The organism is Polaribacter tangerinus, assembly GCF_038024095.1.
Classification (GTDB): Bacteria; Bacteroidota; Bacteroidia; order Flavobacteriales; family Flavobacteriaceae; genus Polaribacter; species Polaribacter tangerinus.
Genome location: NZ_CP150668.1, coordinates 2,364,288 through 2,375,511, shown reverse-complemented (window position 1 = coordinate 2,375,511; position 11,224 = coordinate 2,364,288). Strand labels below are relative to the sequence as shown.

Annotated in this window: 12 protein-coding genes and 1 tRNA gene; 4 read left to right on the top strand and 9 right to left on the bottom strand. The window is 30.5% G+C overall.

The window, feature by feature from the left end; genetic code table 11:
• Window positions 1-26: 26 nt before the first annotated feature.
• The 3 genes from WHD54_RS10440 to WHD54_RS10430 all read right to left on the bottom strand — a co-directional run bounded on the left by WHD54_RS10440 (window position 27) and on the right by WHD54_RS10430 (window position 2,754).
• Entirely contained in the window at window positions 27-701 is a 675-nt protein-coding gene (locus WHD54_RS10440) for a class I SAM-dependent methyltransferase (protein ID WP_088323483.1), read from the bottom strand.
• 5 nt (window positions 702-706) lie between these two features.
• Window positions 707-2,230: an FMN-binding glutamate synthase family protein gene (locus WHD54_RS10435; RefSeq protein WP_233130976.1), complete on the bottom strand. Its 1,524-nt coding sequence runs from the start codon at window positions 2,228-2,230 to the stop codon at window positions 707-709.
• Between the two features lie 269 nt (window positions 2,231-2,499).
• Entirely contained in the window at window positions 2,500-2,754 is a 255-nt protein-coding gene (locus WHD54_RS10430) for a type B 50S ribosomal protein L31 (RefSeq protein WP_026777064.1), read from the bottom strand.
• Between the two features lie 261 nt (window positions 2,755-3,015).
• Here WHD54_RS10430 and WHD54_RS10425 point away from each other — a divergent pair, with 261 nt between their 5' ends.
• Together WHD54_RS10425 and WHD54_RS10420 are read left to right on the top strand one after the other, a co-directional pair.
• Window positions 3,016-4,056 (top strand): glutaminyl-peptide cyclotransferase, encoded by a 1,041-nt coding sequence (locus WHD54_RS10425; protein ID WP_088323484.1) that lies wholly within the window; start codon window positions 3,016-3,018, stop codon window positions 4,054-4,056.
• A 53-nt stretch (window positions 4,057-4,109) separates the two neighbouring features.
• Entirely contained in the window at window positions 4,110-5,615 is a 1,506-nt protein-coding gene (locus WHD54_RS10420; protein WP_088323485.1) for a hypothetical protein, read from the top strand.
• A 14-nt stretch (window positions 5,616-5,629) separates the two neighbouring features.
• Here WHD54_RS10420 and WHD54_RS10415 read toward each other — a convergent pair whose 3' ends face one another.
• Entirely contained in the window at window positions 5,630-5,824 is a 195-nt protein-coding gene (locus tag WHD54_RS10415) for a hypothetical protein (RefSeq protein WP_143744243.1), read from the bottom strand.
• Between the two features lie 153 nt (window positions 5,825-5,977).
• Here WHD54_RS10415 and WHD54_RS10410 point away from each other — a divergent pair, with 153 nt between their 5' ends.
• Window positions 5,978-6,658, top strand: coding sequence for an SDR family NAD(P)-dependent oxidoreductase (locus WHD54_RS10410; RefSeq protein WP_088323486.1), 681 nt, complete (start codon window positions 5,978-5,980; stop codon window positions 6,656-6,658).
• A 23-nt stretch (window positions 6,659-6,681) separates the two neighbouring features.
• Complete coding sequence (locus WHD54_RS10405) at window positions 6,682-7,266, top strand: SprT-like domain-containing protein (protein WP_088323487.1); 585 nt, start codon at window positions 6,682-6,684, stop codon at window positions 7,264-7,266.
• A gap of 69 nt (window positions 7,267-7,335) precedes the next feature.
• Here WHD54_RS10405 and WHD54_RS10400 read toward each other — a convergent pair whose 3' ends face one another.
• From WHD54_RS10400 to WHD54_RS10380, 5 genes are all read right to left on the bottom strand, one after another.
• On the bottom strand, window positions 7,336-8,817 hold the full coding sequence (locus WHD54_RS10400) for a DUF389 domain-containing protein (RefSeq protein WP_088323488.1): 1,482 nt from the start codon (window positions 8,815-8,817) through the stop codon (window positions 7,336-7,338).
• Window positions 8,818-8,876: 59 nt separating this feature from the next.
• Entirely contained in the window at window positions 8,877-9,314 is a 438-nt protein-coding gene (locus WHD54_RS10395) for a CIA30 family protein (protein ID WP_394364887.1), read from the bottom strand.
• A 203-nt stretch (window positions 9,315-9,517) separates the two neighbouring features.
• Window positions 9,518-9,590: transfer RNA gene (locus tag WHD54_RS10390), tRNA-Lys, on the bottom strand.
• A gap of 60 nt (window positions 9,591-9,650) precedes the next feature.
• On the bottom strand, window positions 9,651-10,418 hold the full coding sequence (locus WHD54_RS10385) for an ABC transporter ATP-binding protein (protein WP_088323490.1): 768 nt from the start codon (window positions 10,416-10,418) through the stop codon (window positions 9,651-9,653).
• A 3-nt stretch (window positions 10,419-10,421) separates the two neighbouring features.
• Window positions 10,422-11,162 carry an MlaE family ABC transporter permease gene (locus tag WHD54_RS10380; RefSeq protein ID WP_088323491.1) on the bottom strand — a complete coding sequence of 247 codons (741 nt, stop codon included), beginning with the start codon at window positions 11,160-11,162 and terminating at the stop codon, window positions 10,422-10,424.
• Between the last annotated feature and the right edge of the window lie 62 nt (window positions 11,163-11,224).

Below are 11,224 nucleotides of genomic sequence, written 5' to 3'. Positions count from 1 at the left end.
AGTGTCTAAAATACAATTTACAGAAATTAAAAAACACGGTATAAATATGTAACAATACACCCTTTACCATTCAACAATTTTGTATGTTGTAATTCTTTATATTCTTTCACTTTAAAATTAAAAGGAGGTGCTAAAATATTTATACCGCTTTTCTTTTTAAGTCGTATTCCCTGACCAGAAATAATGTCTTTGTTGGGCTCAAAATTTTCATTTGTAAGGTGCTCTGTTAAAATTATGTATTTAAATTGAGTTAACTTCTTAAGAATTTGATGCACCTCAGCATTTGATAAATGCTGTAAAACTTGTCTAAGAATAATGCAATCGGAATCTGGTAAAGGTTCTGTAACTATATCTATACAAAGAAATGTTAAATTATTGGCTACAAATTTTTGCTTATTATACTTAATTAAACTTGGTACAATGTCTATTGCTATATAGCTTTTACTAAATTCTACTAACTGTTTTCCGATGTTAAAATCGCCACAACCCAAATCTAAAATGCTAATTGGCGTTGTAAAAGAAGATAAAAATGCTTGTACCTTTTCTAAATAGGGTGTAACTATTTCTGGTTTGTGAGAACCTTCGCCTGAATAAAATTTAGTATTGTGGCTACCCCATAAGTTTTGCTCATAAATTTGTTGCATCACATCTTTGGTGGGCCAAGGTATTTTCTGCCTTATTTTTGCATTTCTTTTAGGCATGAAAATTAGTAATAAACTTCTTGTAAACTTACTACCTTATCTGCCGTTTTACGACGGTATATTTTATCTGCAGTAATATTTCCTATAGAGTCTTCTCCCATTGCTGCTGTTATTTCTTTTACCGCTTGCAAGGTTTTATCATGGTAATTTTTTACACGTACATTTTTCTTTGATACCACCAATGCTTTTACCAAATCTTCATCTTGAGTGGCAACACCAACAGGACAAGTATCTAAATTGCACTCTCTTGCTTGAATACAACCCAAACTAAGCATAAAGCTACGTGCCATACCAATAGCATCTGCACCTAGCGCCAAGTAACGTACTATATCAAAAGCATCTACGGCTTTTCCACTTGCTATAATTTTAATTTGATGTTTTAAATGATACTTTATAAGTAATTTGTTTACAAACACCAATCCCTCTAATAATGGAGTACCAATATAGTTTGTAAATTCTAAGGGTGCAGATCCTGTGCCTCCTTCACCACCGTCTACAGAAATAAAATCTGGATAATTATCTGCCGAAGCAAATGCAGCAATCATTTCTTCAATTTCCTTATTATTTCCAACACACAATTTTATACCCACAGGCTTACCATTAGCCAACTCTCTTACTTGTTGTATAAAATCAATCATTTCTTTGTAATTAGAAAATGCCGAGTGTCCGGGTGGTGAGTCTACTTGTGTTCCAACCTCTACAGACCTAATTTGAGCAATTTCGGGTGTATTCTTTTTGGCTGGCAAAATACCTCCATGACCAGGCTTTGCACCTTGAGAAAACTTAATTTCTATCATTTTAACTGCTGGTTTGTTAGCGTTTTCTCTAAAAATGTCTGCGTCGAAAACTCGCTTTCCGTTTACAGATTTTCCTGCACCAAAATACCCAGTTCCTACTTGAAAAATTAAATCGCCACCATGTAAGTGATATGGAGAAATACCGCCTTCGCCAGTGTTATGAGCAAAATTTCCCATTTTTGCTCCTTGATTTAGAGCAATAATGGCGTTTTTACTTAAAGAGCCAAAAGACATTGCTGAAATATTTACAATAGAGCAATTGTATTTTTGAGTGCACTTATCTGAACCAACAATAATTCTTTCTCCTGTAATTTTGTGATGGTCTTTTGGGAACATAGAATGTTTTACAAACTCATAACCTTTTTTGTACACATTATGCTGAGTACCGAAAGGAATGGTTTCTTTTTGAAGTTTTGAACGTTGATAAACAATACTTCTCTTTTCTCTGCTAATAGGTGTTCCGTTTAAATTATCTTCGATAAAATATTGTTGAATTTTTTCTCTCTCATCTTCAAACAACCAACGTAATCTTGCCACCAAAGGAAATGAACGTAATAAGGAGTGCCTTGTTTGTAAACTATCTGAAATAGCAACTAAGGTAAGAATACTGGAGATAGATAGTAAAATTATGGTTCCTAACTGCGGTATAAAATAAACCAACAAACCAAATAATATAGTTGCTAATAATAAAATAGCTAGGATGGTATTTCTAATTTTAAGTTTTTTAAGCAAACAAAAATAATCTATTCAATTGAAAAAAGTAAAATACTTTGCAAATTGTTGCGTTAGGGATTGGAAAGAAAATCCTTTTTCTTAACGTATGTAACAATTGCTCTAAAAATTGACAATAATAATTACCTACAATTATTAACAATAGAAAAAGATTGTGATGTAAAGCCCGACCTAAAAGGGAACGCTAAAATAAAATGATAAAAATAATGAATAAAAAAAAACTCCAACAAAAAGTTGGAGTTTTAAGTATGATTAAAATTCTTAAAAAGTTAGTCTTTTTTGAATTTTGCATATTTGTTTTTGAACTTGTCAATACGCCCTGCAGCATCAATAAGTTTAGATTTACCAGTGTAAAATGGGTGAGATGTTCTAGAAATCTCTAATTTTACTAAAGGATACTCAACACCATCTACTTCTAAAGTTTCTTTAGTGTCTACGGTAGAACGCGTTAAAAATACGTCTTCGTTAGACATGTCTTTAAACGCTACCATTCTGTAATTTTCTGGATGAATTCCTTTTTTCATTGTTATAATGTTTTATACTTTAATGTTATGTTTGATAAAGAAAAGTTGGTAAGTCTTTTCTCAAATTTCTAAATAGTTGTTCTTTACTATTTTGAGTTTGCAAATTTAACCATATTTTTTAATTAACAAATAAATAAATTGTTTTTATTTAATTAAAAGGTAATGCATTTAAAATTAGCTATCTTTTAAGGCTTAAAAGTTGCATACAAAGGTACTTTTTTTGAATATTTACAAAATTAAATCTCAGAAACTATTAATATAATGAAAATAAAAGCACTCATAATTGTATTATTTACAAGTTTGTCGGCTATAATTTCTTGTAACGACCCTTATATTTTTTCTTTAGAAATACCCAAAAAAGTGGTATTAAATGATGTTATTACCGTAAAGTTGTTTGAAAAAAATAAAAAGAAATTTGAAAAAATTATATTTTATGTAAATGGTAAAGAAATTGCCTCTAACAACAACAGTGCAAAAATTGATACCAAAATATTAGGTGTTGGAAAACACGCAATTAATGCAGTCGTTTTTTTTGATGGAAAAACCAAGAAGAAAAATGGTTTTATAGAGGTATTTGCAAACAAAAAACCAACAATTTATTCATATAAAATTATAAATACTTATCCGCATGATACCAGCTCATATACACAAGGACTGGAATATTATAAAGGTTTTCTATATGAAACTACCGGTCGTAGAGGCGAGTCTAGACTTCGAAAAGTAGCCTTAAAAACAGGAGAGGTTATACAAGAAATTGCACTAGATAAAAAGTATTTCGGAGAAGGAATGACCATTGTTAACGACAAAATTATTTGGTTAACTTGGGAAGCAGAAAAAGGTTTTGTGTACGATTTAAATACATTTAAACTCATTAAAGAATTTCGATACAAAAAAAGTAAGGAAGGTTGGGGATTAACTCAAAATGAAAATGCACTCATTAAATCTGATGGAACAAATAAAATTTGGTTTTTAGACAAAGAAACTCAAGAAGAACTCAATTATATTCAGGCATATACTTATGACAGAGCAGTTGACAATTTAAATGAGTTAGAGGTTATAAATGGAAAATTATACGCAAATAAATACCAAAAAAATACGTTAGTTATTATCGATTTAAAAACCGGAATGGCTGAAGGACTTGTAGATTTAAGAGGTTTAGAGAAAGAGATGAGAAAGACTCAAGATTTAGTAGAACAAGATGAAGTGCTAAACGGTATCGCTTTTGACAAAGAAAATAATAGAATGTTTGTTACAGGTAAAAAATGGGGGAAACTTTTCGAAATAGAACTAATAGCACAATAATTTTATAAATGTTTAGTTGTAACAATAACTTTACAAAAAAGAAAAGCCCAATAATGAAAAACCTAGTTTATGTATTAAGTTGTGTTGTACTTATTGCTGCAGCTTCTTGCAGAAAAGATTTTTCTACAGTGCTAAGTAGTGGTAAACTAGAATTCTCTAAAGACACCGTTTTTTTAGATACCATATTTACAAATATTAGCTCTGCTACCTATAATTTAAGGGTGTATAATAAAAATAATAGAGCAATTACAATACCTAAAATATCTTTAGAAAAAGGCTCAAACTCTAATTACCGTCTTAATGTAGATGGGATTCCGGGAAAATCTTTTGAAAGCATAGATATTTTAGCTAAAGATAGCATTTTTATTTTTGTTGAAACTACTGTAGATATTACAAATCAAGCAAGTCCTTTATATACAGACAAAATTTTGTTTGATACTGGAATTCTGCAGCAAAGTGTAAATTTGGTTACTTTAATAGAAGATGCAAATTTTATTTTTCCTGGAAGAAATGCTATCTCAATGAAAATTGACAGCTTGTCGTTGGATGGTAAACCAACCTCAATAAAAGGACGCTTTCTAAAAGATGATGAACTTACATTTACCAAGGTAAAACCTACCGTTATATATGGTTATGCAGCTGTACCAGAAAACAAAACCTTAACTATAGAAGCAGGCGCAAAAATTTATTTTCATGACAGTTCTGGATTAATTGTAGATAAAAAAGCGTCTTTAAAGGTAAACGGAACCCTCGCTGAAAAAGTGATTTTTGAGGGTGATAGATTAGAAAACAGTTTTAGTAACATTACAGGGCAATGGGGAACTATTTGGATGCGAGCCGGAAGTTTAGAAAATGAAATAAACCATGCAAAAATTAAAAATGGAATTATTGGAATTCTAATAGACAGTATAGGACATGCTACCTCCCCTACTTTAAAAATAGCGAATACCGAAATTTATAACCACGCAAACTTCGGCATTTTAGCCAGACAAACTAATATAGAAGGTTATAATTTAGTAATTGGTTCCGCAGGTCAGGCATCTTTAGCAGCAACCATTGGTGGTACATACAATTTTACACATTGTACGTTTGCTAACTTCTGGAATAATGGCATAAGACCTTTACCGGCAGTTTTAGTAAATAATTTTTTTACTAGTGAACAAAACGGACAAACAATTGTAACTGCTACAAACTTAAAAGAAGCAAGTTTTACCAATTGTATTTTTGAAGGAAATAATAGTTTTGAACTTCTTTTTGATAAAGTTGAAGGTGCAATCTTTAATTTTAATGTTAGTAATAGCTTAGTTAAATTTAATCCTACAGATACTGAGATAACCGAAATACCTGAAATGGACTTCACAAAAAGCAACCATTACCAAGCAATCATTAAAAATGGTACTGCCGATTTTAGAAATTCAATACTCAATGATTTTGTTATTGGCTCGAAAAGTAATGCCATCGAAAAAGCAAAATCTACTATTTATAACATAGATATTTTAGGTGTAGACAGAAGTTCTAACCCAGATGTTGGTGCTTACCAACACATTGATTTCAATTAAAAATTTACTACTTATTACTCCTCTTCGGCTTTTTTATCTTTATACCTTTTGTAAGATATCAAACCTATTAAAAGCCACAATCCTCTCACTAACCAGGCATTAACCTCATAGCCAAATAAATTTTGAGTTGATTTGCTTTCTGTAAAACTCATAAATATTGTAAGTACCGAAAATATCACAATAAACAAATTGATATTCTTGTTTCTCATTAAATCATTTTTTTAATCTTTACTATCAAATGATGTTCTTCTATTAATTTTATTTTTTGCAATAATATTAAAGAATAACACTTACTATTTTCTGCTAAATTAAGGATTTAATCTATAAAAAAATACTTAATTTGGTGCTTTAAAACTATTTTAATGAAAAACGTTGTAATTACAGGAACTAGTAGAGGAATAGGCTTTGAATTGGCACAACTATTTGCAAATAATAATTGCAATGTTTTGGCTATTTCAAGAAATACGGAACCACTTGATAAAATTAATCATCAAAATATTACTGCTTTACCTATTGATATTTCTAACGATACTGATTTAAAAAAAATAAGTACATTTATAGAAAATAACTGGACAAAAGTAGACATATTAGTAAACAATGCAGGTAAACTGGTAAATAAACCTTTTACAGAAATATCATCTTCAGATTTCTTAGACGTTTATAAAGTAAATGTTTTTGCGGTGGCAGAAATTACTAAAAAACTAATTCCGTTTCTTCAAAAAGGAAGTCATGTAGTTACAATAAGCTCTATGGGAGGCATACAAGGAAGCATGAAATTTCCTGGTCTTGCTGCTTACTCATCTGCAAAAGGAGCTGTTATAACTTTGTCGGAGTTATTGGCAGAAGAATACAAAGAACAACAAATTGCTTTTAATGTACTAGCATTAGGGGCTGTTCAAACAGAAATGTTAGAAGAGGCTTTTCCTGGGTATATTGCGCCACTTACTGCAATAGAAATGGCAGACTACATTTATAATTTTTCACTTACAGGAAATAAATTTTATAATGGTAAAGTATTGCAAGTTTCTAGTTCTACTCCATAAATAATTTTTAAAGTAAATACGCTTTGAGCTACCAAGATTTTGTACCAAAAAAGGCTATTCCGTATGTTGAGTTTTTAATTCAGCAACATAATTTTACATTAAAAATTGTTAACCAACGACAAACAAAACATGGCGATTTTAGAAGTCTACCAGATGGTCGTTTTCAGATTACGGTAAATAATAATCTTAATAAATTTCAGTTTTTACTTACTCTCGTTCATGAAATTGCTCATCATGTAACACACCAAAAATTCGGAAAAGTACAGCCACATGGTAAAGAATGGAAAGCTGTTTTTCAGCATTTAATGCTTCCTTTTCTAAATCCTGATATTTACCCAAATGCTATATTGCCTTATTTAGCAAACTACTTAAAAAACCCTAAAGCAAGCACAGACTCTGATGCTAAATTGGCATTGGCTCTAAAAGGAAATGCTGCCGAAAGCGGCAAAGCCTTTATTTTTAACATTCCGTTAGGAGGCTTATTTATTTTTAAAAACACACTTTACAAAAGAGGTAATAAAAGAAGAACTCGATTTGAGTGCTTAGAATTGTCGTCTAAAAAAGTATATTTATTTAATCAGAATGTAGAGGTAATACCTCATCAATAATAAAATAAATTGTTGCAAAAAAAAAGCTCCACTAAGGAGCTTTTTTTCATATAAATGATGATGCATTTTTTATTTTTCACGTTTAATAAAAAGTGTGTCTAACAACATTTCTTTTTGAAGCCAAGTTCTTAATTCCTTTTCTCTAAAAGATACGATACTATCTGAAAGCCTTCTATTCCATTTTATTGTTGCCACAGGTACTGTATCAATTTTTATAAAATCTTTAGAAGACAAAACATTTGCAAAACCAATCGCCTCGATATCTATATATCTAATTTTAGCATCTTTAGCAATTCTACTAAAAGCTATGACCTTTTGATTTTTATCTAATGCATCTTGCTCAATTCTATTGTTTAATGTAGAAATTGTTTCTTCTAACTCGGCAATCTGCTTTTGTAAACCAGCAATAATGTTTTTACTCTCTTGAAGTTCTTCTCTTTTTTCTTTATATGCAGTGGTTATTAAAGCAAAACTTTTGGTATCACTTCCTTTAATATTTATTTGAAAGTCTTTAATTTTATCATAATTCGCATTATTTCTTAACTGATTTTTAAGAATATTTTCCTCACCATCTGTTACCTCATTAAAAAAGTTCAAATTAATTACTTTATCAGTAAAACTGTAAGAGTCGTCTATGAGCTGAAAGTTTTTTATTGTTTTAATCTCATTATTGATAAAATTGTTAACTTGATTTTTAACTTGATTTTCTTGTAAAACTCCTACAAACGTAATAATTGCAGGTATCATAACTGCAAAACCAACAATGGTTGCAATAGTAGAATACCTTTTTCTTCTGGCAGCATTTGCATATTTATGCATTGGAAAACGAAGTAACTTTAATACTAAAAATGTTGCTAATGCAATAAAAATAGTATTGATGGTAAACAAGTACATTGCTCCCCAAAAGAATTTAAAGTTTCCGTTTGCCAGACTATACCCAGCTGTACATAGAGGTGGCATTAAAGCAGTGGCAATTGCCACACCAAAAATTACCGAGGCAATTGTACCTTTCTTAGTTCTTGCAACCATTAATGCCAAACCACCAAAAAATGCAATTAAAACATCTCTAATATCTGGTCTTACCCTACCAAGTAACTCCGAAAGTTCTGCTTTGTCTTCACTTACAGGAAAGAAGTAAAAGAATAAAAAAGACGCAAACAAACTCAGTACTATCATAGTTCCTAAATTTGTAAGAGATTTTTTAAATGTTACAAAATCGTTTAGAGCAAAAGACATACCTATTCCCAAAATTGGTCCCATTAATGGAGAAATTAACATGGCTCCAATTACTACAGCAGTACTATTTGCATTTAAACCTATAGATGCTACAAAAACAGCAAAGATAAGAATCCAAGCAGTTGCTCCTTTAAAAGGAATATCTGCCTTTATGGCTTCGATAGTAGCTTCATGGTCGGTATCGTCTCTAAAATCGAAAAGTTCAATTAAAAAAATCTTTAGATTTTCAAAAAGGCCTTTAGCATCTTCCTGCATATTCTTCTTTGCAGCCTCATCTATGGGTGTTACATTATTTTTATCAATATTTTCTTTCATTGTTAGTTATTTTACTTTGGGGGAAAGATACAAAAAAACGGTACTAAAAAAATTAAATTTTAGTTACTCAAACAAATACTATCGATTTCTAATTTAAAATCTTCTTCTTTTTTATTTCCAATTAAAAAAGCAATTTCTTCAATTTTTAGTCCATTAAAATTTGTCATTTTTAACCTCTTACCTCTGTAAACTGGGTACATTTTAAAAATAGGTATTTGTATGGTTTGCCAACTTCCGTTGGTTGTAAATAAAGAAATATAGGAGTAATTAGTTGTTTTATCTTCTTTTATACGAAGCTGATAAGTACTTGGGGTTCCTTTAAGTTTTACAACTAAAAAGTTATAATTTTCTACCATTATACTTAAATCTGTGAGGCGAACTGAAGAAAAACCACCATTATTTTCAAGTGAAGTATGTCCGTAAAACTCTACAAATCCACTTTTATTTGTCTTAACACTTCCTTTAGAGATTCCTCCCATCACTGTATCATCAACAATTTTCCATAAAAATTAGATGCTTTTAAAGTTGATTTATATATTATTCTGATATTGTTGTTCATACCTACTAATTATTAAACGTAATTGGTGTTATTTCTTTTTAATGTAAATATAAATGTAAAAGAATAAATAATTTTCAGTAGAATATAGGATGTGAAAAACTATTGTAAATTAAAAAACCCCACATTAATTGTGGGGTTTTGTGACCGGGCTGGGGCTCGAACCCAGGACCCTCTCCTTAAAAGGGAGATGCTCTACCAACTGAGCTACCAGGTCATTCCTTTCGTCTTAGCGGGTGCAAATATATAGCTTATTTTTAAAAATACAAATGTTTTTTTATTTAGTTTCGTTTAAATAATTCTCACGAACTTTTTTAAGTAAATTAGAGGAATATACAAAGCTTATAACTGACTCATTTTCAGTTTTAAAAATTTCATCACTACTTCCCTCCCATGCTTTTAAACCTTTGTCTAAAAAAACTATTTTTTCTCCAATTTCCATTACAGAATTCATATCATGGGTATTTATTACCGTAGTAATTTTGTATTCTGCAGTTATTTCTTGAATTAAATTATCGATTACTATAGCTGTTTGCGGATCTAAACCAGAATTGGGCTCATCACAAAAAAGATATTTAGGATTCATAACAATGGCGCGGGCAATGGCTACTCTTTTTTGCATTCCACCAGAAAGTTCAGAGGGCAATTTAAAATTGGCATTTACTAAATTAACTCTATGTAAAACTATATTTACCCTTTCCAACATTTCTTCATAAGATTTATTGGTAAACATTTTTAAAGGAAACATTACATTTTCCTCTACCGTTTGAGAGTCAAACAAGGCACTTCCTTGAAAAACCATACCAATTTCTTGACGCCATTGCTGCTTTTCTGATGCCGTAAATTTTGAATTAATACGACCATCAAAAGCAATTTCTCCCTTTTCAGGAATATGTAACCCAACCAGCGATTTTAAAAATACTGTTTTCCCAGACCCACTTTGCCCTATAATTAAGTTTGTTTTACCTGGATAAAAAGTTGTATTAATACCTTTTAATACCTCTACACCACCAAAACCTTTATGTAAATTTTTTACCTCTATCATAACTTATGTAAGTAGTAATTGAGTTAATATATAATTAGAAATTACTATTAAAATAGTTGTCCAAACTACTGCTTGCGTACTAGCTCTACCTACTGCTAAAGAACCTCCTTTAACATAATACCCATGATAGGAAGGAACGGTTGCTATTAAAAAAGAAAAAACCAATGTTTTTACAATTGCATACACAATTAAAAAAGGCTTAAACTCTGTTTGAATTCCTACTATATAATCTGCCCCAGTAAATAAACCAGACAAAACGCCTGCAATCCAACCTCCAAAAATTCCTAACATCATGGCAAGAATGATTAAAAAAGGATAAAAAAATAAGGTCGCAATTATTTTTGGTAATATGAGGTAATTTAATGAATTAATACCCATAACCTCTAGGGCATCAATTTGCTCTGTAACTCTCATTGTTCCGATGCTAGAGGTAATGTAAGAGCCTACTTTACCCGCAAGTATAATACAACAAAAAGTAGGTGCAAACTCTAATATTATTGAGCGTTTTGCAGCAAAACCAATTAACGAGTCTGGTATAAAAGGGCTCTCTAAGTTTAATGCTGTTTGCAAGGCAATAACACCTCCTATAAAAAAAGAAATAAACATAATTATACCAATAGATTTTAGACCTAAATCTTCTATTTCTCTTAATAGGGCTTGATAAAAAATACGACTTTTTTGAGGTTTTTTAAAAACACGCCCTAACATCATAAAATACTTTCCAATGTGCTCCAAATACATCATTCAAACAAATTTTAGGCTAAAGTATTAAAATATCATTAATTGTGTGGTATTATCATTGATTC